We start from the raw sequence: 23,767 nt of genomic DNA on the forward strand, positions 1-23,767 counted from the left end.
AACTGATCTTGGCATGGCTGGCCCAGGCTAGTTAAACCCGTTCGATTGCCAGCGCCAGACCTTGGCCAACGCCTACACACATTGTCGCCAAACCCAGCTTGCCGCCGGTTTTCTCAAGCTGGTGAACCGCTGTAAGCACCAGGCGGTTGCCACTCATGCCCAGTGGATGACCCAGGGCGATTGCACCACCATTTGGGTTAACCTTGTCGCTGTCATCGGCCAGACCCAGCTCGCGAGTCACCGCTAAACCTTGAGCAGCAAACGCTTCGTTCAACTCGATCACATCAAAGGCGTTAATGTCGAGATTCAGACGCTCAAGCAACTTGCGTACAGCAGGTACCGGGCCAACACCCATTACCCGTGGAGCCACACCGGCACTCGCCATCCCCAACACTTTAGCGCGGGGCTTCAGGCCGTATTTTTGCACCGCTTCGGCAGAAGCCAGAATCATTGCCGAAGCACCGTCATTCAAGCCCGAAGCATTGCCTGCAGTGACCGTTTTGTCTGGGCCATTGACCGGCTTGAGCTTGGCCATGGTCTCAGCGTTGCTGTCAGCGCGAGGGTGTTCATCTGTGTCGACAACGGTTTCGCCCTTACGGGTTTTGATCACCACCGGGACTATTTCTTCAGCGTAGAAACCGGATGCCTGAGCAGCCGCTGCACGTTGCTGACTGCGTAACGCAAAGGCGTCCTGATCCGCGCGACTGACATCGTAGTCAGCCGCAACGTTGTCAGCGGTGACTGGCATCGCGTCAACACCGTACTGCTCTTTGAGCAACGGGTTAATGAAGCGCCAGCCCATGGTGGTGTCTTCGATTTTCTGACCACGGCCAAAGGCGCTGTCGGCCTTGCCCATCACATAAGGCGCGCGGGTCATCGACTCAACACCGGCAGCGATCGCCAGGTCCATTTCACCCAAGGCAATAGCGCGAAATGCAGAGCCCACAGCGTCCAGACCAGAGGCGCACAACCGATTAAGGGTGACGCCCGGCACCGTTTCCGGGAGACCTGCAAGCAACAACGCCATGCGCGCTACGTTGCGGTTGTCTTCGCCAGATTGGTTGGCGCACCCCATAAACACTTCATCAATGGCGCTCCAGTCAACTTGCGGATTGCGCTCAATCAGTGCTTTCAACGGGATAGCAGCAAGGTCATCGGCGCGCACGGCAGACAAGCCGCCGTTGAGCCGGCCAATCGGTGTGCGTACGGCATCACAGATAAATACGTCGCGACTCATTCATCACCTCCAGCCTGACCATGAGCAGCGGCTGTGCGTGCTTCGAGGTCGCGCAGCGCTGTCAATTCTTCAAACTTCGGCGCTTCGGTGGTGGTGACATTTTCGGCAAAGCGAATCTGCCAGCCGGTGTTCTCAATCACTTGCTCGCGCGTTACACCAGGATGCATCGAGGTCACGATAAACTCATTAGTACCGGCTTCCGGCTCCATAATGCATAGGTCAGTAATGATCGCCACTGGCCCCTCGCCCGGCAAGCCGAGACGCTTGCGGTGGTCGCCGCCTTCGCCATGACCAACGGAAGTAATAAACGCCAGTTTTTCAACAAAGGTGCGATGCCCTTGCTTAAGGATAATCAGCACTTTCTTGGCCGAACCAGCAATTTCTGGCGCGCCGCCAGCGCCCGGCAAACGGACCTTAGGCTGATGGTAATCACCAATCACCGTGGTGTTGATATTGCCAAACTTATCGACCTGCGCAGCGCCCAGGAAGCCGACGTCAATACGACCGCCTTGCAGCCAGTAACGGAAAATTTCGCCAGTGGGCACCACGGTGTCAGCCGTCTCTGCCAGCTCGCCATCACCAATAGAGAGCGGCAATACCGTGGGCTTGGCACCGATAGGGCCAGACTCATAGATAAGTACCACTTCCGGGGCATGGGTCAAACGCGCCAGGTTAGCGGCCTTGGATGGCAGGCCGATACCGACAAAGCAAACGCTGCCATTACCGAGGCGGCGGGCAGCTGCAACGGTCATCATTTCATTGGTATTGAAGTCGGTCATCACTTGCTCTCCCCATTCACCAGCGCTTGAAACTCAGCAAAATCTGCAGTGCCACGGATGTATTTATCAATCCATGCATTGAAGCTTTCACGGTCGCGAGCAATTGGGTCCCATGCTTGATAGAAACGATTGTCACGCTCGTAGTAACCGTGAGCATAAGACGGATGCGCACCACCCGGCACCACGCACACGGCAGCAATCGACCAAGTCGGCAACACGCAGGCATTCATGGGTGCCTGCAGGTCATCAACAATTTCTTCAACGGTTACGATGCAGTGTTTTGCCGCCAGCGCGGCTTCTTTCTGCACACCCAGGATGCCTTGAATCAGCACATTGCCTTTGCGGTCAGCCTTCTGTGCATGGATCACAGTCACGTCCGGGCGCACACTTGGCACTGCTGCCAGGGTCTCGCCGGTGAATGGGCAGTCGATAAATTTGATGCGTGGATTGACCTTGGCCAGATCCGAACCCTGATAGCCGCGCAACACGGCGAAAGGCAAACCAGAAGCACCGGAGACATAAGCGTTGGCCATTGCAGCGTGGCTGTGCTCTTCAATCTCAAGCGGTTGAGGCCAGCCCTTTTCCACAGCGTCACGCAGACGATGCAGGGAGCCTACACCAGGGTTACCGCCCCAGGAGAAGATCAGCTTTTTCGCGCAACCGGCACCAATCAGCAAGTCATAGACCAGATCCGGCGTCATGCGCACCAACGTCAGGTCTTTCTTGTTCTGCCGAATCAGCTCATGCGAGGCGGCAGTTGGAATCAAATGGGTAAAGCCTTCGAGGGCAACAGTGTCGCCGTCGTTGACGAAGCGTTGAACCGCTTCACTCAGAGAAATAATGTCAGCCATGGTAGATCTCGATTGGTAGGCGGGACGTGGCAGCACGTCGTGTAGGTAAAAAGTACTCTGACGGCGACGCCCAAACAATCCGATAATCGACTATTCGGGCGATTATCGAACAACACTCTGTACCGTCGTTCAAGGCAACAACGCCCAGAAAACTGGGCGCTGGCGAGCTCAATACTTTCAGCCGACTGCTTCAAGTCGCAATTGGTTTACTAGGTTGCGTCCGCGTGGCTAACCAAACCTTTGATTACTACAGCAGCCGTGGCGATAGCGGCAGGCACTACCAGCGCCGTCAGTACCTGTTCGAAGTTCCAGCCCAGGCCAAGCAAGGTTGCCCCCATCCAAGCACCGAGGATGGCACCAAAGCGGCCAATACCAAGCATCCACGACACACCCGTGGCGCGCCCTTGGGTTGGGTAAAAGCGTGCGGCCAGTGATGGCATTGCAGATTGCGCACCGTTCACGCACATACCGGCCAGCAATACCAATGTGGCCAGCAAGGTCACTTCACCAAGGCTCTGCCCGACCAGATAGGCAAACACGCCGGCGAAGAGGTAGAAGCCACCAATGACCTTGTGCGGATTAAAGCGGTCCATCGCCCAGCCAACAGCAACGGCACTGAGTACCCCGCCAAACTGGAACAGCGCGCCGATAAAGGCTGCTTGCTCCATGCTTGCGCCGCTGTCGCGCATCAACGTCGGCAACCAACTGGTGAGCAGATAGACAATCACCAACCCCATGAAATAGGTCAGCCACAACAACAGCGTGCCAGCACTGTAGGTGCCAGAGAAAATCACCTTGAGTACGTTGCGACTTTGAACAGTTTTTTGCTCTGGGACTGTGAAAGCGCTGACACCATTCATGGCTGCGGGCGCTATAGGCTCAAGCACCTTGCGCACTTTAACCGCACCACGATTTCGCACCACCAGAAACCGCGCCGACTCCGGCAAGCGCAGCAGCAATACTAAAGAGAGCGCCAGCGGCAGAACGCCACCAAGCAACAGCAGGCTGTGCCAGCCGTAGGCAGGAATCAGCGCAGCAGACACAAAACCGCCGCAGGCCATGCCCAGATTGAAGCCACAGAACATACTGGTCACCAGCAGTGACTTGAGGCGTTCCGGGGTGTATTCAGACAACAGCGTCGTGGCGTTAGGCATCGCAGCACCCAGCCCCAACCCAGTGAGGAACCGCAGCGCGACCAATTGATCGACATTGCCACTGAAGGCCGACAATAAACTGAATAAACCGAACAGAAAGACCGCAACCACCAGCACCACTTTGCGCCCGTAGCGATCAGCCAATGGGCCAGAACCCAATGCGCCAAATACCATACCGATCAAAGCGGCGCTCATGACAGGACCCAGGCTGGCGCGATCAATTCCCCAGTCTTGTGTCAGCGCTGGCGCAATAAACCCCATGGCAGCCGTGTCCAGCCCATCGAGAAAAACAATCAGAAAACACAGAATCATGATGCGCCACTGATAGCGCGAAAGAGGTTGAGCATTGATAAACGACTGCACATCTAGGCTGGCAGTCGAGGAAGTCATGGCGGTCATGGGCGTCTCTTATTTTTGATTTAAGCACCGAATGCCGAGGCATTCGGTGCGGCGTCAGCAACATAAGCGCGACCATTAAGCAGCTCAATAGGCTAAGCGTTTCAACGTTCGATTAACGATCAGAATCAGACCTTAGTCTATACTTCAGGCCGAGTTTTAGTCTGCCCACGACCTTCAAAGCAGCGACATTAGCCAATAAAACAACGGGTTAGATTCAGAGTAGTTTCCAACTGTAGTTAAAAATCAACCGATTCTCGTTAACGTCAGTACGATAATTTGAGCGAGCTGTGACGTTACGAACTTTGATATTCAGGCCTCTGAGCGAGCCACTCTGTACGCTGTAACTAACGTCCAAATCGCGCTCCCATTCCTGGCCCTCGAAACCAAGATTGGTGTCAACGTTATCGCCTTTGATATACCGCACACCGGCAACTAGCCCTGGTAGCCCCGCAGCGGCAAAATCATAGTCATACCGCGCCTGCCAAGAACGTTCATCTGCAGCATCGAAGGTATAGGTCGGCACTTCGTTGCCGAGTGGGCTGACGTTAGCAAACACACGTGGCAGGCCGTCATCACCGAACATGGCTTGATAGCCGAGGTAAAATGTACTGGCACCGTACTTGGCGGACAGCAAAGAATATATGGCTTGATTATCAATCTTACCGCTGAGTTTTTTACCGTCTTCACTCGAGTCGAAATAGCCGACATTGGCACCCAACACCCAATCACCGACGGGTTCACTGTGCTTGAGACTGAAGTAACGCTGGTTGTACAAGTCCTCCAATTGCGAGTACCAGGCGCCCACAGCAGTACGCTTACTATTGAAGGTGTAATCGGCACCGCTGTAATTGAAATGATCGCCAGTAAGTAATACACCTGCCTGACGCCGGGGCACGAATCCCACCATGAATCCTATTTTTCCATCACCCGCCTCATCGCGCAGGCTGGTCGAGTTCAGCCGGCCCGCTTGTAAGGTCAAGCCATCAATCTCGTTTGAGACCAAGGTGGCACCTTGATAAGTCGGAGGCAGCAGACGGATATCACCGAAGTAGAGAATCGGTAGAACCAGTTGCTGCTCGCCAAGTTTCAACTCGGTTTTCGATAGCCGAATCTTCAGTGCCCCGCCCAGGCGACTGTAATTGTCGGCGGCCCGACCATCGTCATTTACACTTAACAGACCGGTATTGGTGCGATCCGGGCTGCTGTCCAGCTTGAGCCCCAATAGACCGATAGCGTCTAAGCCAAAGCCCACCGCGCCTTGGGTGTAACCGGATTTAAGGTTAAAAATAAAGCCCTGCGCCCATTCCTGCGCCTTGGATTGAGGGTTGGGCCCGACGATGTCGGAATAGTCGCGGCTGAAGTAGTATTTGCGTGCCTGCAAGGTCGCACTGGTGTCGGCAATGAAGCCAGCTTCAGCTGCCATCAGAGTGGACGGAAGGGCCAAGGCAAAACCCAGGGACAAAGGTGCCCGCAGCACGAATAACGTACAGTTTGATTGCATCATCATTTCACTCATTTGTAATTGTTTTAGGTGTAATTGGTGCTGCATCCACCCGTGGCGACAGACGCATGAATCCCTCAGGGTGGTGTTATCGCGCCCTACTCCAATGCTTGGTGGGTAGAAAGGCAATATTCGATAGCGAAGGTTAGCGAGCGGCCTCTTGTTTGCTAATAACTTGCGTTTGGAGGGCTGACGTACGCCGCGCGTTTAATAGCAGGTGGGCTGCAATACCGAAGATCAGCCCCCAAAAAGCTGCTGATAAACCAAGTAAAGACATGCCTGATGCGGTGACCAAAAAAGTAATCAGAGCCGCTTCGCGGTCTTGCGGTACAGACATGGCGTTCGCCAGTGATCCCGCAATAGCACCGAAGAGTGCGAGCCCAGCCAGGGCTGCAATCAACTCCTTAGGCAAAGCGCTGAACAGTGACACCAGTGTGGCACCAAACAACCCTAACAATAGGTAGAAAACGCCCCCCGAAACACCCGCAACATAGCGTTTACCGGGGTTTTCATGGGCCTCGCGTCCGGTACAAATGGCTGCGGTAATGGCAGCCAGGTTTAGACCATGGCAGCCAAAAGGGGCCAACAACAAACTGCCAACAGCGCTGGCGCTAATAAGCGGGCTGGCAGGGGTTGAGTAGCCGTCGTTTCGTAGCACCACCATGCCCGGCACGAACTGCCCCGTTAAGGCCACAACCACCAACGGCAAGGCAATATTTAGAGCAGCAGTCAGGCTAAACTCCGGACTAATCCAAACGGGCACTGCCAAGCCGATAACCAGTGCCTCCCCGTGCAAGTCCCCGTTCAGCCACGCGATCAAACAGCCGACCACTAATACAGCCATTACCGCATAGCGAGGTAGTAACCGTTTGCACAGCAGGTAGGTTGCGAACATCGCCAACACCAAAAGCGGCTGGTTATTAAGTGAGACAAACAGGCCAGTGCCAAAGCTGAACAGAATGCCAGCCAGCATTGCGGCGGATATTGCTGCTGGCAACCGACCAATGATCTTATCGAAAGCCCCTGACAACCCGACCAGTAACAAAATCAGGTTGGCAATGATGTAAGCACCCACAGCCTCGTTCAGGCTGATATGGGGCAACAATGTGACCAACAGTGCAGACCCCGGCGCAGACCAGGCGATGATAATCGGCACGCGATAGCGCAGGCTCAAGCCAATGCCCAGCAGCGCACTTCCGATAGAAATCGCCCAGACCCACGAAGTAACTACAGCGTGCGACAAACCAGCACTATCAGCCGCCTGAAAGATAATCACCAGGGGGCCAGCGTAAGAAATAAGAGTGGCAATAAAACCCGCCACCACAGCAGACAATGAACAATCGTGGACCAAGGCTTTCATGGAACCTCGCAGCAAGGTGCAACAGGCCATCCGTGGCACATAGCCCGGATCGCTATTGTTGTAGGTAATGTAAATCTGAACCCGATAGCCGTGTGCAAATGTCGGCTACCGGGCTATAACCATCAGGCTTGTTGCAACGCCCGCGGCCGATTGCTGCGCTGCTCAGCTTGTGCAGCAGGAGCCTTCTGCAACTCGAAATTGAATTGCATCTCAGCAAAACGCTCTCCCTCAACACCACGGTCGTGCGCAGCCGCAACATCCTCTACAAACTTAATATCCCCCACCAAGCCATCACGAGTGGCATAGGCGAAGTCATCCCAGAGGTATTCTTCACCTGAAAGATTGATCTGCGTGGTCAGATGACGGTGGCCTGGAGCCGAGATAAAGAAGTGAATATGCGCTGGGCGCTGACCATGACGACCGAGCAGGTTCAGGCATTCCTGTGTAGGGCCATCCGGAGCGCAACCGTAACCGCTAGGAACAATACTGCGTGCGCGGTAGCGACCTTCTGCATCGGTAACGATACGACGACGCAAGTTGTATTCACTCTGACTCTGGTCAAAGTATGAATAGTTGCCCTTGGTATTGGCCTGCCACACATCAACCACCGCACCCGCAATGGGCTTGCCGTCTGTATCACGCACCACTCCATCAAGGAACATCACTGTGGCATGGTCCAGCTCAGTACCATCGTCCATTCGCACTTCACCTTCGGCGATTGGCGCGCCCGCTACATACAACGGACCTTCAATGGTACGCGGGGTACCGCCAGTAAGCCCTAGCTGAGCATCTTTGGCATCTTGCAGAATGTCGATAAAATGCTCCAGTCCAAGCCCCGGCACCAATAAACCGGCTTCGCTACGAGCGCCTAGGCGGTTTAGGTAATCCACCGAGTGCCAGAACTCGTCATCGGTGATCTCAAGGTCTTCGATGATCTTGGCCACATCATTGATTAAACGCAGCAAGATCTGCTTTGCACGTGGACTGCCCTGATCATTGTTGAGACCAGCTGCTTCGTTGAACAGAGATTGAATTTCGGCGGTGTGGCTAACTTTAACGGTCATCAGAATCTACCTCGGCATTGTTTTTATAGGGCTAATCAGCGGTCGTCTGTGTGAATTGATGAGGGGTGTCGACACAACGGTGCAATCTCAATCTCCATGTACGGAAATAAGGTCTTCGATGATCTTGGCCACATCATTGATTAAACGCAGCAAGATCTGCTTTGCACGTGGACTGCCCTGATCATTGTTGAGACCAGCTGCTTCGTTGAACAGAGATTGAATTTCGGCGGTGTGGCTAACTTTAACGGTCATCAGAATCTACCTCGGCATTGTTTTTATAGGGCTAATCAGCGGTCGTCTGTGTGAATTGATGAGGGGTGTCGACACAACGGTGCAATCTCAATCTCCATGTACGGAAATAATGGCAATTGCATCAGCGTGTCGTGCAGCGCTTCCACACTTTCCAAGTCGAACACGCTGTAGTTGGCGTATTGCCCAGCGATGCGCCACAAGTGGCGCCATTTGCCTTCTCGCATCAGGCCTTGTGCCAGTTCTTTTTCATCCGCTTTGAGTTGAGCGGCCTTAGCCGGGTCCATATCTACCGGCAGCTTTACGATCATTTTTACGTGGAACAACATCGCGTTTCTCCTGGCCCTAAGGCCTTGGCAAAAGATTAAGAGCGGCGGAAAAACGCCAAACGTTCTTCGTCTAGAGTCAGGCCAAGCCCCGGCGTGGTCGGGACGTGTAAAGCGAAGTCGCGGTAGACCGGCGCCTCGTTGACGATTTCCTCGGTAAGCAGTAGCGGGCCAAACAGCTCGGTGTGCCAAGTCAACTGCTTCAAGGTGAGAAAGGCATGGGCCGAGGCCAACGTGCCGATTGAGCCTTCGAGCATGGTTCCGCCATACAGTGCGATCCCCGCCGCCTCGGCAATCTGCGCGGTACGCAGTACGGCACGTGGCCCACCGTTTTTAGCGATCTTCAGGGCGAAGATACTTGCGGCTCCGGCAGCGGCCAGGCTGAATGCGTCCTCAACGCTTTCAATCGACTCGTCCGCCATGATTGGCGCAGAACTGCGTTGGTTCAGGCGCACCTGTCCGGAACGGTTAATGCGCGAAATCGGCTGTTCAATAAGATCGATGCCGTTATCACCCAGCACCTGACAAGCGCGTATGGCTTGGGACTCGTCCCAGTACTGGTTAACGTCAACTCGCACGCTGGCCAGATCACCCAGAGCACGCTTGATCGCAACCACATGCTTGATGTCCTGTTCGACTGGGTTGGCACCGATCTTCAGTTTGAAAATACGATGGCGACGCGCGTCGAGCATCTGTTCAGCCTCGGCGATGTCTTTACCGGTATCACCACTGGCCAACGTCCAGGCAACTTCAAGGCTGTCACGTACACGGCCGCCCAGCAGTTCGCTTACTGGCAAACCAAGGCGCTTGCCTTGCGCATCGAGCAGCGCGCTCTCCAAGCCCGATTTGGCAAATGTATTGCCCTTGGCAGCTTTATCAAGCCGCAACATTGCAGCATTGATGTTGGCCGCATCCTGACCCAGTAACAGCGGCCCAAGGTGGCTGTCGATGTTCTGCTTGATGCTCTCCGGACTCTCGTTTCCGTATGCAAGCCCACCAATTGTGGTGGACTCGCCGAGGCCTTCGATGCCATCTGAGCAGCGCAACCGGATGACCACCAGGGTTTGCTTTTGCATGGTATGCATCGCCAACTTGTGCGGCCGGATGGTTGGCAGATCTACAATGATCGTTTCAATGTTTTCGATCAGAACTTGGTTCATTTCAGTTTCCACAGAGAATAATCAGGAAGCTGTCAGCGCAGGATCAGCGGTGGTACCGAGGCTGCGCTGGCTGCTGATAGCAAATACCGCCATGGCGATTGCAGCGATGGCGCCCGGCACGGCGAATGCCAAAAAGTTAAGTTGCAACGGCAGGTTGATGCCCAGCAGCGCACCACCCAGTAACGGACCGACAATGGCGCCATTGCGGCCGATGCCGGATGCCCAACCCAGGCCGGTAGAGCGTATCGATAGGCCATAAAACTGGGCGGCTCCGGCATACAACAAAATCTGCGTGCCAATGGTGGTAGCGCCAGCGATGAAGATCAGAAAATACAAAAGCGCAGGGCTACTTTTGAAACCGAGCAAGCTGATTGAAACGGCTGCGGCGATAAAGAACACCGCAGTTACTTTGCTCAGATCCAAGCGATCCCCCAACCAACCGCCGAATATTGCCCCTGCCATGCCACCGAAATTCAGGGCCAACAGGAATGACAGACTCGAACCCAAGCTGTAGCCCGCATTAGCCATCAGCTTTGGCAGCCACGAACCCAAGGCATAAACCATTAGCAGGCAGCAGAAGAACGCCACCCAGATACACAGCGTGCGCAGCAATCGCCCTTCGCGAAACAGTTCCAGCACTGAGGCAGAACCACTCTTCGCAGCGCCAACACTCAAGATGTCGTCAGCCGAAATCGCGCAGCTCGGTTCAACCCTGTTGAGGATTGCCCGCGCTTGTTCAGTGCGCCCCTGGCGAACCAGAAATCCCACAGACTCGGGCAGGAAATAGAAAATCAGTGGCAGCAATAGCAAGGGCACAGCCGCCGCGAAGAACATTGACTCCCAACCAAAACGCGGCAGCATATAGATACCGACACCAGCGGAGAGCATGCCGCCCAACGAATAGCCGCTGAACATAATCGCAACCAGCGTGCTACGCAGCTTCTTCGGCGCATACTCATTCATCAACGCCACTACGTTGGGCATTAAACCGCCACAGCCCAACCCTGCGATAAAACGACAAATTCCAAACTCGGTAGGGTTGCTGGCAAAGCCATTGATCAGGGTTGCACCGCTAAACAGTACAAAGCACAGGGCGATCCCTTTCTTGCGGCCAATCTTGTCTGCCAGGGTGCCAAAGATCAGTGCGCCGAACATCATTCCGAACAAGGCATAACTACCCAATGCGCCCGCTTGCAAAGGGGTCAGCCCCCACTCTTTCATGATGACTGGCAGCACCACGCCGTAGATAAACAAGTCATAGCCATCAAAAATCAGCAACAAAGCGCACCAGAACATAACCATCCAGTGGTATCGGTTGAATCGCGCGTTGTCGATCACTTCATGTACGTCAATAGTTCGCATGGCATCGGGTCTCTTATTGTTGTGTTATTGATGCGGTTAAATGGATGTTTCTGAGTTCAGCCTTGATCGCCACCGCCCACAGGAAGGGTTAGACCGGTGATATAAGCGGCGTCGTCGGATGCCAAAAACAGAATTGCACCGACCTGCTCATCGAGGGTGCCGTAGCGTTTCATCAGACTGCTGCTGACGGTCTGGTCGATAATTTGCTGATACCAGACTTTCTCTTCCTCGCTCTGCTCAGCGGCATTGCGTGGTATGCGCCGGGGCGGTGCTTCAGTGCCACCCGGCGCGGTGGCATTCACCCGAATACCACGCTCAGCAGTTTCAAAAGCCAAACAAGCCGTCAGTGCATTTACGCCGCCTTTAGCCGCGCCATAAGGCACACGATTAACGCTACGTGTGGCAATCGAGGAAACGTTGACGATGGCCCCGCTCCCCTGCTCCAACATTTGCGGTAATGCTGCATGGCAACACCAGAGCGTAGGAAACAACGAACGACGAACTTCGGCCTCTATTTCGTTCTCGCGATAATGCTCAAAAGGCTTGGCCCAGATAGTGCCGCCGACGTTATTGACCAAAATATCCAGGCGGCCATAGGTCTTAATTGCTGCAGCCATTACTCGCTGGCAATCTGCAGCCTGTTCAAGATCGGCAGTCAATGTCAGCACCTGGGTTACATTTGCCAACTGGTCAGCGAGCTCATGGATTAACTCAGAACGATCAACCAATACCAGTTGCGCGCCCTCCTCGGCCATACGTTCAGCCACACGACGACCAATCCCTTGGGCAGCACCGGTGATTACTGCGACCTTATTGTGAAAACGCTGATTCATGGTCTTGACCTCAATCTGTTATTCACCGCGCGCCGCAAATTTCGCCAGCGCACGGGTAACTGAATAAAACAGGCCGACATAACGCAAAGACGGCCCAAAGTGGTTTAGGCGCTAGCGGCAAACTTCTCGTAGTAGAAATTCACAGGTGCGATGCCTTGCTCGCGGATGTAACCGCTCACGGCCTCGACCATCGGCGGCGGTCCACAAAGGTAGACATCAACGTCGCCATCATTGAGGTGCTTAGGTTCGATATGCTGGGTGACATAGCCTTTATGCGGATAATTGCTCTCGGCATTGGCTACGCAGGCGCTATAGGTAAAATTGGCAATGCGAGTGGCCAGGGTCTCAAGCTTGTCCATCTCGACCAGATCAAAATCGTTAGTGACCCCATAGATCAGGTGCAGCGGATAATCACTACCTTGCTCGGCAATTTTTTCCAACATGGCGGTAAATGGCGCCAAGCCGGTACCGCCAGCCAGTAACAGCAATGGCCGCTTAATATCGCGCAGATAGAAGCTACCCAATGGGCCCGCCAGCGTCATGCTGTCGCCGTTTTTGGCCAAGCTGGTAAGAAAGCTACTCATCAGCCCGCCGGGTACGTTACGGATCAGAAAACTGACCTCTCCATCTTTTTGCAGGCTGCTAAATGAATAGGCACGCGCCTGTTCGCTGCCCGGCACTTTAAGGTTGACGTATTGCCCCGGCAGGAACGCCAACTTGCTCAGCGCCTCGCCCTTGATTGACAACGCAATGGTGCTGTCAGACAGCTGCCGCACAGCACTAATCGACGCTTCGTAGCTGGCTTGCGCGGTCTTGCATACATCGCTTGATGCGGGCACGTGAAGCACGCAATCGCTCTCGGCGCGCATTTGGCAAGTCAACACATACCCTTGCTCAACCTCCTCCTCGCTAAGCGCGTCCTCAACGTATTCTTCACCGAGGTCATAACGGCCGCTTTCAGCCATGCACTTGCAGGTTCCGCAGGCACCGTCGCGGCAATCCAGTGGAATATTGATGCCTTGGCGGTATGCAGCATCGGCGACAGTTTCTTCGCCAGTAGCCTCAATAAAACGCGTAACACCGTCTTCAAAACTTAAAGCAATCTGGTAATTCATAGCGCACCTCGCGGGCACAGTTTGGCTCATCAGGCACCATTCATGGCGTCACGTAATGGCCTGCTGCTGCGTCCCTTAGATGTGATAAATATCGATTAGCTGGCGAACGTAATCGTTCTTCAGTACCACTTTCTTAGCCTTGACCAGCGGCTGCTCGCCACGCATATCAAGGGTGTAGAAACTGCTACCGAAATAGCTATCGGTGGTCTTGTAGCGAAAGCTCAGGGTGTGCCAGTTGAAACGCACCTGACATAGCCCGTCAGCCTCTTCGACGATCTCGATATTGGCGAGATTGTGCGAGGTTCGTGTATCCGGCATCGTCGCACTGGAGCGCTCGGTTTTGATGCGAAACACACGGTCCTCAAGCCCGCCACGATTGCCGTACCAGATCAGTGAGATCTCACTTTGCGGGTCTTCAGTCAGGCTGTCGTTGTCATCCCATGACGGCATCCAGAACGTCGCATCGGCTGTGTAGAGTTCCAGCCACTGATCCCATTCACCATCATCCAGATAGCGCGCCTCGCGATAGAGGAAGTCGCGCACGATTTCGTAGGTGCTGCTCATTGCACCGCCTCCACAGGGATCAACTGCGATTCTTGCGCAGCAGCTTTGAGCATGGTTTCTTGCCAGTACTTGTGCTGCAACACGAACAGGCCTTCGTCTTCGGTGCGCACACCAGAGAGCAACGGCTTAAGTTCGATTTCTTGGGCAGCAGCATCTGCGCCTTGCACCCAATGTTCGGCCCCACGCGACATATCATTCCAGCCGCGACCAGCGCCGTAACCTGTCTGACAAGAACGAAACTCTTCCAAGTCATCAGGGGTGGCCATACCGCTGACGTTGAAGAAGTCCTCGTACTGACGAATTCGCTTAGCGCGCGCGTCTGCACTCTCACCCTTGGGCGCGATGCAGTAGATAGTGATCTCGGTCTTGTTTACCGAGATTGGTCGGGCAATGCGGATCTGCGAGCTGAATTGATCCATCAGGTAGACGTTCGGGTACAGGCACAGATTGCGCGAGTTCTCGATCATCCAGTCTGCTCGGGCTTGGCCATAATCACGTGCAAGCTCTTCACGTAGCTCGTATGCAGGACGATCTTCAGGGTTAGCCCAGCGCGTCCATAACAGCAAATGGCCGTGGTCGAACGAATAGAAACCACCGCCGTTTTTGGCCCAACTTCCGGCACTCATGGTTTTGATCTCTTCACCCGCTTCGCGCTGTTTACGCTGGTTCTGGGTGGCAGCGTAGTTCCAATGCACTGAGCTGACGTGATAGCCATCGGCGCCGTTCTCGGCGGTCAATTTCCAGTTACCTTCATAGATATAGGAGCTGGAACCGCGCAGCACCTCCAGCCCCTCTGGAGACTGATCAACAATCATGTCGATAATCTTCGCCGACTCTCCGAGGTGCTCGGTCAATGGTTTAACGTCAGCATTTAGGCTGCCGAACAGGAAGCCGCGATAGGACTCAAAGCGCGCAACTTTGGTCAGGTCATGGGAGCCTTCGCAGTTGAAGCTTTCTGGATATCCAGCCTCTTTTGGGTCTTTAACTTTCAGCAGTTTGCCACTGTTGTTAAAAGTCCAGCCGTGGAATGGACAGGTGTAGCTCGAGCGATTGCCGGTCTTGTGACGGCATAGCATGGCGCCTCGATGACTGCAGGCATTAAGGAAGGCATTAAGCTCACCGTCCTTGTTGCGCGCGATGAAGATCGGCTGACGGCCCATGGTGGTAGTGAGGAAGTCGTTGTTATTGGGAATCTGGCTTTCGTGGGCCAGATAAATCCAATTACCCTCGAAGATGTGGGTCATCTCCAATTCGAACAAACGCGGATCGGTGAACATCTCACGCTTGCAGCGGTAGACGCCTTGATCCTTATCATCTTCAAGCAGGCTACTTAAGTATTCGAGTCCCAGGTTCATCGCCATGGCTCCGTTATTATTGTTTCAACGAAACCAAGACTACGGTGCTGCCCTCAACGGCAATATCCAGTTTTTACACGACCACTATCCGTTTTCTGCAGCTTTTCGGTTTTGGAATAATGCTGTAACAGACCCTAGATAAACACGGCTGCCTGGCGAGTTAAGTCACAGGAGTTAAGTAAAGGGTTAGCGCTGAACTGTCGAACGACACGCTGATAGATGGGGCTCAGCCGCGGCGGCGAAGCGTATCTGAAGGCAGTTCGCCGAAGGTGTTTTTGTAGCTTTCAGAGAAACGCCCAAGATGCAGAAAGCCGTAATCCAGCGCCACTTCAGTGACATTGCGCACCTTGGACGCTGGATCAGTCAGACAGTCATGGACCTTCTCCAGCTTGCGATTGCGGATGTAGTGCTTGGGCGTGGTGCCGAGATGCCGGTCGAATAGCGCATAGAGCGAGCGCGGACTGATGCGTACCACTTGTGCGAGTTGCTCCAGGCTAATGTCTTGTTTGAGGTTGTCCTCAATGAACTGGACGATACGCTCGAATGAAGGATTGCTCTCAGCCAGCTCTTCGCGCAACACATTGTTTGTCAGCAAACCCAGCAGTTTGCTGGCGATAATACGCGTGTACTGCTCTTGCACCAGCGGCAATTGCTGCGTGCCTTCGGCCTCATCGCAGACTAAGCCAAGCAGACTCACCAGGCCCTCGACTTGCTGGAGGTCATGACGGGCCGTGAAACGGATGCCGTCGGTTGGGCGTTGCCAGTGATTATCCGTGCATGCTCGATCTAGAAATGCAGAAGGTAACTTAACGATAAATTTTTCACAGTCATCTGAGTAGGTCAGATCGACTTGATCATCCGGGTTGATTAGCAATAACTCACCGGGGGTGAAGTAATGCTCTTGGCCATGGCCACGCCACAAGCAATTACCTTGCAGCAGAATCTGCAGGTGGTAGATGGTTTCCAGCGCGGGAGAGGTAACACGAACACTGCCGCCGTAGCTGATTCGGCATAAATCGAGGCTGCCGAATGTACGATGGCTCAAGCTGGCTTCGGGCCTGCCGCTTTTAGGTAACCGGATACAATGCGAGCCGACGTGCTGGTTCACATACTCGGAAACCGCATAAGGGTCCGCATTGAGGAAGACCTGACTACTCGTGTCAAGAAGACGACAATTCATCACGGGGTGCTCTTATAATTTTTATAGTTTTAGACACTCTGAGCCGGTCGGGGCAAGGCATCCGCTCACGGGTCATTATTAATAAAGCTTTATCGGCAACATCAAGATCGATCTAAATACACAGCCTGAGGCTAGCGACTGAATCGATGCTGATTAATAGCGCAGTTTAGATAGTTGGAGTGAGTAAAATAGGCTTCGCGATCGATAATCGCACAAATTCAACAAGGTCCCAACCGCTCCGCTCGCCAATGAAATGCATAGTGTGCGTGTACGTGGCGCCGGGTAGATATGAGCTGAACACACGGTCTAGAGCATTACTGGCGGCTGATGCACCAGTCAGCCAGCAATGTACTAAGCAGCGGATAAAGTCTTTGTTGCGAAATATCTAGAGACCAAAAATCGTATCACCACACCCACTTACTCATAGCAGTTTTCGCCAGTACGCAGATAAGTCAGGGTATGAGTTTGGCCGTTCGAGTCCTTGTACACCATGGTCGCCTCCCCGACATCACAACCTTCAGGCGCTTTGATAGAAATAATCTGAGCAACATCAAGCTTTTGGCCATAGCTGTATTGCTGTACATCTGCGGAGAAAGCGCCCTGAGCTACAACAGCCAGGCCAAACAACCAGTATTTAGATTTCATCGGGCACCTCAGTGATTACTTAATGAGGCACAGCTTAAGTAGGATTCAGAAGCTGAAAAAGAAGGTTGTAAGCAAGGCACTATTACATTAAAAGCAACAATACCCCACTACTTAACAGTGACTCGTTCGCTAAATGTAATGCTGGGCAGCCATGACAATTACACGATCTGACAATTGAAGTTTTAAAGTTGAATGCTCAGTGAAACAGTCGCGTACTCAACTCTTTACTGGCTTCAAGCAGCACCGGCAGGAAGCGTGCTTCAAGCTCTTGACGACTGGTTCGGCTGACATGGGTACCGACGTTCAATGCGGCCAGCACCTGACCTGCAGAATCCTTGAGTGGTACCGCAATCGAGCGCAGGCCGATCTCAAGCTCTTGATCGATGATCACCCAGCCCTGCTGACGGATCTGTTCGATGTTCTCGCGCAAGGTTTCCGGGGTATGCAATGTGCGACTGGTTTTAATCTGCAAATCGGCGTGTTCGAGGTATTCATCGAGCGTGGGGTTATCCAGCCCTGCCAACAAAATCCGGCCCATTGATGTGCAGTAGGCTGGCAGCCGGCTACCCACACTGAGATCCACTGAAATCAAACGCTGTGGTGTGGCCGACCGTGCAATGTAGAGGATCTCATCACCCTCAAGGCTGGCCATCGAACAGGCTTCGTGGAGTTGCTCGCTGATGCGGTCCAGGATCGGCTGGGCCGTTACGGCTAAAGGCGTCGAAGATAAGTAGGCGTGACCGAGCGTCAGCACTTTTGGCAACAGCGAATAGGTGCGCCCATCGGTGGTGGCATAACCCAGTTTGATCAGGGTATGCAGGCAGCGGCGCACAGCGGCGCGCGGTATCTCGGTACGGTGGCTGATCTGGGCAATGGTCAGGTGACGCTTGCGCTCTTGGAAGGCATGTACAACTGCCAGCCCACGTGCCAAGGAGGTCATGAAGTTTGGATCGCCAGTCAGCGCTTCAATACGTTTGGCTGGCGAGACCACAATAGGCGGTGCCAGTGTTGACAGCGGTTGGCGTTGCTCATCGCTCATTGTGGTAATCCTGTTTTGATATACAAATCCCTTGAGCGATTATCGAACCAATGATCGATAATCGCAATAATGGCATTCCCAGCGTAAGGCCTGGACCTTGTGAGCCGATCTGTAATTTATAAATGGGCGCTGGCAAACCAACCGATAAAGACGCTATAGGTCACAAAGGACAACACCGTTGCGCCGACCAAAGCCGCAGCGCAGCGGCCTTCCAAGCCGAACCGTTGGCCGACAATGGGGTAAATGCTCATCATCGGGGCACAGGCAAATAACACCCCAGCCACGCGCAAGGCGGGGTCCTCAACCGGAAGCAATACAAAACACAGCATCACCGCGAGCGGGTGCAAAACCAGTTTGCCCAGGCTTATTTGCAATACATCCGCAACCATCCCACCTGCACGCATTCCAACCAAACTGCCTCCAATTACAAACAAGGCCACTGGCGCTGAGGACTGGGCCAGCATCTCTACTGCTCGCATAGGGATCGCGGGCACATGCAACCCGAGTAAAGCGACGACCAACCCCAAGCAGATAGCGATAATGATGGGGTTGCTCAGCAGCCGCCTGGCGGTTGAGATTACCGCTGCGCGCATACCCAACCCTTGGTGTTCACCCGCCTCTGCCAAGGCAAGGGCCAGCGGCAGCATCAACAAGTTCTCGATCAGCACGCCCATAGCCAACCCGACCGCTGCAGCCTCACCGACCACCAGCGCGGCAATCGGATAGCCGATGAAGCCGCTGTTGGACATTGACATACCGACTGCAGCAAGTGCGCTGCCGCTAAGTGTGTCACCGCGCAAACGCCGTGAAATGACAAAACCCAAGGTGAAGATGAGCAGCGATGCCATGGCGTAGGCGAGTATGTAGTTACGTTCAAACACCTCATCCAACGGGCGCTCAACCAGCGCTTTAAAGACCAACGCAGGCAGCGCAAAACTGATCACGAAACGGCCCATTCCCGTTACTTGCTCACGGCTTATCCATTGCAGGCGGGTCGCAACAAAACCAATGCCGATGATCAAAAAAATCGGTGCAGTAATACCTAAAATCTGCAGCATAGTGATGAACTCATGGTTTCAATTGGCAGTTGTTCAACTGCTGAAGACGACTGAGCGTACGCGAAAAATCGACATGACTGCCGGGCTGACACAACTCATCCAAGCCCGCTGCGCAACCCAATAAAAGGTGCACGGCACGGTCATATGCAATGTCGATAAAGTTGAGAAAACGCTGCTGCACATCGATCCCTTCAGCATCGAGACAGGGCACACCGCCAACCGCTAACTGGGCGTACTCATTGCACAGCCACACATAATCAGCAGTTGAGCGCGGCTGGCGGCACAGTTCGCTGAAATCAAGCCAAAGCATCGCGCCTTCACGGGCGCGCAGTTTCAATGGATGGTGATTAAGGCTGATCGCAACGTCATATTCAGCTCGCTCAGTAAAACCAAGGCCTGCTCCAAATGCATCACTCACTTCGTCAACAGGCCAGGTAAACTCGCCCCAGCAATAGCCTGTACGTTGGCGATAGTCAGTACCGCCATCAAGTTGCAGTACATCAAAGCGCTGCTCAATCAAACTGATCGCCGGCATAAAACGCTCGCGATACAGTGGATTCGGGCACAAGCCCTGAGGCGCATAGTTGGAGGTGCACACCACGCCGACGCCCTCTTCCACCAGCACCTTAAGCAAACGCCCCAAGAGCATTGCATCGCCAATGTCGTGTACGTGGAACTCGTCGAAACACAGGAGTCGCGTTTGCTCAGCAATCTCCCGGGCAACTCGCGCTAAAGGATCGGGCTGGCCGGTATATGCCAACATGCGCTGTTGCAACTCTTGCAAGAAACCATGGAAGTGCACACGGCGTTTATTCTGCAGCGGAGCGCCAGCAAAGAAGGCATCCATCACAAAGCTTTTACCGCGCCCAACCCCGCCCCACAGATACACGCCAGCCGCTGGCTTGGCTAACCAACGAGAACGGCCAGCCAGAAACGCCGAAAGCCACTGACCAAGACGGTCAATGGCAATCTGTTGTGCACTGTCGGCGATAAAGCCATTTGATTGCAGCAGCGTCGTAAAATGCGCACTCACAAGCTGCTCTGGCAGCTTCTCGCTAGAAGTCAAAAAACACCGTTTCTCCATCGCCTTGGATCGTGATATCGAAACGATAAGCCAATTGGCCATCAACTTCACAGCGTTGCGCGACTAATGTCTCGCGTCGTTGTGGCTGCTCAATCAGGTTAAGCACCGGATCTACCGCGTTTGCCTGCTCTTCATCGGAGAAGTACAAGCGTGTTTGCAGGTGAATGTTAATCCCGCGGGCAAACAACGAAATATTGATATGCGGCGCCATCGGCACACCCGCAGCGTTGTTGACCACACCGGGTTTGATCGTGTTGAGCGTCCAGCCGCCGGTTTCAAAAGTGGTGGCAGTGCGGCCAAAGCAATTGAAGGGCTTCTCCACATCAAATTCACTGTCGTAGTGGCCTTGGTGGTCAGCCTGCCAAAACTCCAGAAACGAGTCTTTAACCAGATGACCATTGCCGTCGTGGACATTGCCGATCAACAGAATGTGCTCGCCTGCTGCCTCAGGCTTGGCCATCCTATTCCAGATTTCCTGTGGTCTAGATGGGTTACCCGCAGCAGCTAAAGCCAGACCGATATGCACATAGGGGCCAGCTGTTTGCGAAGGGGTTTCGGGTAGTAATTCAATAGGCATCTCAATTCCCCTTAGCGATTTTCAAAGTGAGTCTGACGCTGTCCACGCAGCACAATATCGAAGCGATAGGCCAGGCAATCCATTGGATTTGCTGCACTCATATCAAGCTTGGCGATCAGGCTTTGTACCGCATCAGGGTTGGCGATTGACTTAACGATTGGGCACATCGGAATCAGCGGATCGCCCTCAAAATACAATTGGGTAATCAAGCGCGTCGAAATAGACGGACCGCTGATGGAAAAATGGATGTGCGCAGGTCGCCAGTCGTTCGGGCCATTGCGCCATGGATATGGACCCGGCTTAACGGTACGGAAGCTGTAATAACCGTCACGATCAGTCAGGGCTCGGCCAACGCCACCAAAGTTAGGATCGAGCGGTGCCAGGTAACGGTCGTTCTTGTGGCGATAACGGCCACCGGCATTGGCTTGCCACATTTCCACCAGGGTATGTGGGATTGGCTTGCCGTACTGATCAATCACTCGACCGGCTACGATAATGCGTTCGCCAACTGGCAGGCCGCCGTTATTGAAGTTGAGCAGCAGGTCGTTATCGTACTCGCCCATTTTCAGGTGCGAGAAATCTGGCCCGCTGGTCTCTGAAATAGATTGAGGAATACTCACCAATGCTTGGCGCGGCGAGCGGGCAATCGAAGTTTTATAGTCAGGCGTTAATGCCTTCGGGTGCCAGTTGCGATCACGAATGACGAAACGGCTATCCGCATCAGACATACCGATATCCTCTTATTAGAATGAATTAATCCTACCGCTGGCTTTTAAAGGCCAAGTGACCTGCAGTTTCCAGCAGAACTTCATATTTGAATATTGAAAATATCAAAGCCACCCATAACCAAGCGGTTATGGGTGAAGGTGTTGAACTGTGAGGCTATCGCCGTTCAGCCAGCAGTATTTTGGTCGCGGCAAGGGCCATTTCTGCACGCTCCAAGGCACTGATGCCTTGCAGCTGAACCGGCACTTCGAGACTTAGTGGGATCTGTGCGGGCAAGGCGTGAAGCAATCCCTGCAAATCACAGTCACCCTCCCCTGGAAAACGGCGTTCGCTTCGCGCTTGTCGCAAAATCTCGGCCATATCTTCCGGTCGCGGGCCAAGCACATCACAAAGCTGGGCATAGCGCAGACGAGTCGGATCAACCTGCGCAAGCTGCTCAAGACTTGAAGCTGAGCGATCAAAGTGAAAAGCATCCACCAGCACGCAACCATTGCTGCGCCCCGCCGCCTCGACAATGCGCAACGCTTTGTTAAGGTCGGGGGCATCAGTCCAGGGCATAAATTCGAGGTGCGGATGCAGGCCAAAATGCTTGGCCAAGTCGCATAAGTGGGCAAAATTATCGCTCAGCCGAGCTTCATCCGGATCATTACCCGCGACCAGCAATTCACTGGCAGAAAACTCAGCGCCAACTTCCATCAGCGGGCGTAAATCAGCAATGCAGGTATCTGGCTTAAGCCGCAATATTTCAACATCCAGCACGCCGATACCGGTGTCGCGCAGGCGCTGCTGGGTCTGACGTCTTAATTCGGAATCGGTCATCAAGGGAAAATGATGCTCCTCTGCCGTAGCTGGCAGCAAACGCAGGCCGATATGGCTATAACCAGCACGGGCGGCGACTTCGACCATCTCCGGTGGCGACAGCTCAAGCACAGTGAGCGCGGCCAGTGAAAAGACTTGATCAGCCATCAGATCTGCTCAGGCGTACATGCCTGTCCTGATTCAGCAGCTTGGCGAATGGCCTCGATTAAGGCCAGCGTACGACCGGCATCTGCAGCGCTGACCAATGGCTCGGCATTACCTTGGGCAACCTCAATAAAGTGCGCCAACTGGCGGGTCAATGCAGGTGCATCCGTGTAGGGCTGCACATCGCTCAGTAACGGCTGATGCCAGCCGCCGTCAGCCTCGGCGTAATGCCAATGCTTCAATTGTGGCAAGCTCAATGCGCCCTCTGTACCGGCCAGCAAATAACAAGGCTGATCGGCTTGATGGGGGTAGATCGGATTCTCTGCCGAGCACAGCTCCCAACTCCAAGGTGCCACTACAGCATCCGAACCAGTCAGGCTGCCAAGGGCGCCATTAGCGAACTGCAACAGCACCGCCACCTTATCTTCGTTAGGTAATCCGCGGGTTTGATTACTGGTTATAGCCTGCACCGACTGGACCTCGCCACAGAGGTGGCGCAGCAAATCAAGGTCATGGATCAAGTTGGTTAACAGCATTCCTGCACCCGGCTCACGACGCCAAGGGGTCTCGAAATAGCTGTCAGGCTTTCGTAACTGCCACAAAGCAGTAACCGATGTCAGTTGCCCTAACTTACCCGCTTCAAGCAGCTGCCGGGCTTTTGCAATCAAGGGGTTATGACGCCGGTGATGGCCAACCAAAACCGCAACACCACTGTCTTGCGATGCTTTGACCAGTTTGCGAACCTCATCAAGACCTACGCCAACAGGCTTTTCCAGCAAGACCGGCACACCAGCTTCCAAGCATTCAATAGCTGTTTGCACGTGCAAATTATTTGGATTGGCGATGATCGCCGCCTGTGGTTTAGCTTGAATGAGCATCTGCCGGTGATCGGCAAAGTACGCCACACCACGGGCCTTAGCAAAGTCTGCGACCTGCGGATTAGGATCGGATATGGCGCAGAGCTTGGCCTGGCTCAGGTTTTCGAGATGCTCAAGGTGTTGCTGGCCCATAGAGCCAGCTCCGATCAAGGCGATAGATAGTGGGGTTTGCACGGCGTCTGTCTCCGGTCTTATTAGAATCAGGTTCTGAAAATACATTTGTATTTAGAACCTAGTTCCATTTTCAAATCAAGAAAACAGATCGATAACCGACCACTAACTGCAATCGATAAAATTCAGGCCGCAAA

The 23,767-nt window shown here is 53.9% G+C and carries 24 protein-coding genes; all 24 read right to left on the bottom strand.

All coding sequences use genetic code 11. The features are described 5' to 3' along the window. Positions 1 to 31: 31 nt before the first annotated feature. The 24 genes from pcaF to ACIGCM_RS10710 all read right to left on the bottom strand — a co-directional run bounded on the left by pcaF (position 32) and on the right by ACIGCM_RS10710 (position 23,633). The gene (gene pcaF, locus ACIGCM_RS10595; protein ID WP_397502026.1) at positions 32 to 1,237 is read right to left on the bottom strand and encodes a 3-oxoadipyl-CoA thiolase; all 1,206 of its coding nucleotides are present in this window, start codon (positions 1,235 to 1,237) and stop codon (positions 32 to 34) included. Further along, the gene (locus ACIGCM_RS10600; RefSeq protein ID WP_397502027.1) at positions 1,234 to 2,016 is read right to left on the bottom strand and encodes a CoA-transferase subunit beta; all 783 of its coding nucleotides are present in this window, start codon (positions 2,014 to 2,016) and stop codon (positions 1,234 to 1,236) included. The genes pcaF and ACIGCM_RS10600 overlap by 4 nt, the downstream gene beginning before the upstream one ends. Further along, a complete protein-coding gene (locus ACIGCM_RS10605) occupies positions 2,016 to 2,867 on the bottom strand; it encodes a CoA transferase subunit A (RefSeq protein WP_397502028.1) in 852 nt (283 codons plus the stop codon). Before ACIGCM_RS10605 ends, ACIGCM_RS10600 begins: the two co-directional genes overlap by 1 nt. Before the next feature lie 209 nt (positions 2,868 to 3,076). After that, positions 3,077 to 4,420: an MFS transporter gene (locus tag ACIGCM_RS10610; RefSeq protein WP_397502029.1), complete on the bottom strand. Its 1,344-nt coding sequence runs from the start codon at positions 4,418 to 4,420 to the stop codon at positions 3,077 to 3,079. A gap of 214 nt (positions 4,421 to 4,634) precedes the next feature. After that, positions 4,635 to 5,843: an OprD family porin gene (locus ACIGCM_RS10615; protein WP_397502712.1), complete on the bottom strand. Its 1,209-nt coding sequence runs from the start codon at positions 5,841 to 5,843 to the stop codon at positions 4,635 to 4,637. Between the two features lie 223 nt (positions 5,844 to 6,066). Beyond that, positions 6,067 to 7,281 carry a benzoate/H(+) symporter BenE family transporter gene (locus tag ACIGCM_RS10620; RefSeq protein ID WP_397502030.1) on the bottom strand — a complete coding sequence of 405 codons (1,215 nt, stop codon included), beginning with the start codon at positions 7,279 to 7,281 and terminating at the stop codon, positions 6,067 to 6,069. A 122-nt stretch (positions 7,282 to 7,403) separates the two neighbouring features. Then, positions 7,404 to 8,345 (bottom strand): catechol 1,2-dioxygenase, encoded by a 942-nt coding sequence (gene catA, locus ACIGCM_RS10625; RefSeq protein WP_397502031.1) that lies wholly within the window; start codon positions 8,343 to 8,345, stop codon positions 7,404 to 7,406. A gap of 87 nt (positions 8,346 to 8,432) precedes the next feature. Continuing rightward, positions 8,433 to 8,597, bottom strand: coding sequence for a hypothetical protein (locus ACIGCM_RS10630; protein WP_397502032.1), 165 nt, complete (start codon positions 8,595 to 8,597; stop codon positions 8,433 to 8,435). A 35-nt stretch (positions 8,598 to 8,632) separates the two neighbouring features. Then, positions 8,633 to 8,923 (bottom strand): muconolactone Delta-isomerase, encoded by a 291-nt coding sequence (catC, locus tag ACIGCM_RS10635; protein WP_397502033.1) that lies wholly within the window; start codon positions 8,921 to 8,923, stop codon positions 8,633 to 8,635. A 35-nt stretch (positions 8,924 to 8,958) separates the two neighbouring features. Beyond that, positions 8,959 to 10,080: a muconate cycloisomerase family protein gene (locus tag ACIGCM_RS10640; RefSeq protein ID WP_397502034.1), complete on the bottom strand. Its 1,122-nt coding sequence runs from the start codon at positions 10,078 to 10,080 to the stop codon at positions 8,959 to 8,961. Between the two features lie 21 nt (positions 10,081 to 10,101). Then, on the bottom strand, positions 10,102 to 11,442 hold the full coding sequence (locus ACIGCM_RS10645; RefSeq protein ID WP_397502035.1) for an MFS transporter: 1,341 nt from the start codon (positions 11,440 to 11,442) through the stop codon (positions 10,102 to 10,104). Positions 11,443 to 11,498: 56 nt separating this feature from the next. Next, a complete protein-coding gene (locus ACIGCM_RS10650) occupies positions 11,499 to 12,275 on the bottom strand; it encodes a 1,6-dihydroxycyclohexa-2,4-diene-1-carboxylate dehydrogenase (protein ID WP_397502036.1) in 777 nt (258 codons plus the stop codon). Positions 12,276 to 12,379: 104 nt separating this feature from the next. Continuing rightward, positions 12,380 to 13,390, bottom strand: coding sequence for a benzoate 1,2-dioxygenase electron transfer component BenC (gene benC, locus ACIGCM_RS10655; RefSeq protein WP_397502037.1), 1,011 nt, complete (start codon positions 13,388 to 13,390; stop codon positions 12,380 to 12,382). A gap of 75 nt (positions 13,391 to 13,465) precedes the next feature. Beyond that, positions 13,466 to 13,954 (bottom strand): benzoate 1,2-dioxygenase small subunit, encoded by a 489-nt coding sequence (gene benB / locus ACIGCM_RS10660; protein WP_397502038.1) that lies wholly within the window; start codon positions 13,952 to 13,954, stop codon positions 13,466 to 13,468. Beyond that, positions 13,951 to 15,309: a benzoate 1,2-dioxygenase large subunit gene (gene benA / locus ACIGCM_RS10665; RefSeq protein ID WP_397502039.1), complete on the bottom strand. Its 1,359-nt coding sequence runs from the start codon at positions 15,307 to 15,309 to the stop codon at positions 13,951 to 13,953. Before benA ends, benB begins: the two co-directional genes overlap by 4 nt. A 226-nt stretch (positions 15,310 to 15,535) precedes the next feature. Next, on the bottom strand, positions 15,536 to 16,489 hold the full coding sequence (locus tag ACIGCM_RS10670) for an AraC family transcriptional regulator (protein ID WP_397502040.1): 954 nt from the start codon (positions 16,487 to 16,489) through the stop codon (positions 15,536 to 15,538). A 417-nt stretch (positions 16,490 to 16,906) separates the two neighbouring features. Then, complete coding sequence (locus ACIGCM_RS10675) at positions 16,907 to 17,134, bottom strand: DUF2790 domain-containing protein (protein ID WP_397502041.1); 228 nt, start codon at positions 17,132 to 17,134, stop codon at positions 16,907 to 16,909. A gap of 196 nt (positions 17,135 to 17,330) precedes the next feature. Continuing rightward, a complete protein-coding gene (locus ACIGCM_RS10680; RefSeq protein ID WP_397502042.1) occupies positions 17,331 to 18,173 on the bottom strand; it encodes an IclR family transcriptional regulator in 843 nt (280 codons plus the stop codon). Positions 18,174 to 18,289: 116 nt separating this feature from the next. Beyond that, positions 18,290 to 19,231, bottom strand: a complete 942-nt coding sequence (locus ACIGCM_RS10685) for an AEC family transporter (RefSeq protein WP_397502043.1) — start codon at positions 19,229 to 19,231, stop codon at positions 18,290 to 18,292. 10 nt (positions 19,232 to 19,241) lie between these two features. Beyond that, positions 19,242 to 20,315 (bottom strand): cell division protein ZapE, encoded by a 1,074-nt coding sequence (zapE, locus tag ACIGCM_RS10690; protein ID WP_397502044.1) that lies wholly within the window; start codon positions 20,313 to 20,315, stop codon positions 19,242 to 19,244. Then, the gene (gene pcaG, locus ACIGCM_RS10695; protein ID WP_397502045.1) at positions 20,287 to 20,892 is read right to left on the bottom strand and encodes a protocatechuate 3,4-dioxygenase subunit alpha; all 606 of its coding nucleotides are present in this window, start codon (positions 20,890 to 20,892) and stop codon (positions 20,287 to 20,289) included. The genes zapE and pcaG overlap by 29 nt, the downstream gene beginning before the upstream one ends. 11 nt (positions 20,893 to 20,903) lie before the next feature. Then, positions 20,904 to 21,620 (bottom strand): protocatechuate 3,4-dioxygenase subunit beta, encoded by a 717-nt coding sequence (gene pcaH, locus ACIGCM_RS10700; RefSeq protein ID WP_397502046.1) that lies wholly within the window; start codon positions 21,618 to 21,620, stop codon positions 20,904 to 20,906. A gap of 154 nt (positions 21,621 to 21,774) precedes the next feature. Next, positions 21,775 to 22,584 (bottom strand): sugar phosphate isomerase/epimerase family protein, encoded by an 810-nt coding sequence (locus ACIGCM_RS10705; RefSeq protein ID WP_397502047.1) that lies wholly within the window; start codon positions 22,582 to 22,584, stop codon positions 21,775 to 21,777. After that, positions 22,584 to 23,633 (bottom strand): Gfo/Idh/MocA family protein, encoded by a 1,050-nt coding sequence (locus ACIGCM_RS10710; RefSeq protein WP_397502048.1) that lies wholly within the window; start codon positions 23,631 to 23,633, stop codon positions 22,584 to 22,586. Before ACIGCM_RS10710 ends, ACIGCM_RS10705 begins: the two co-directional genes overlap by 1 nt. Positions 23,634 to 23,767: the final 134 nt, after the last annotated feature.

The sequence above is a fragment of the Pseudomonas sp. NPDC078700 genome, from assembly GCF_044542375.1.
Lineage (GTDB): Bacteria > Pseudomonadota > Gammaproteobacteria > Pseudomonadales > Pseudomonadaceae > Aquipseudomonas.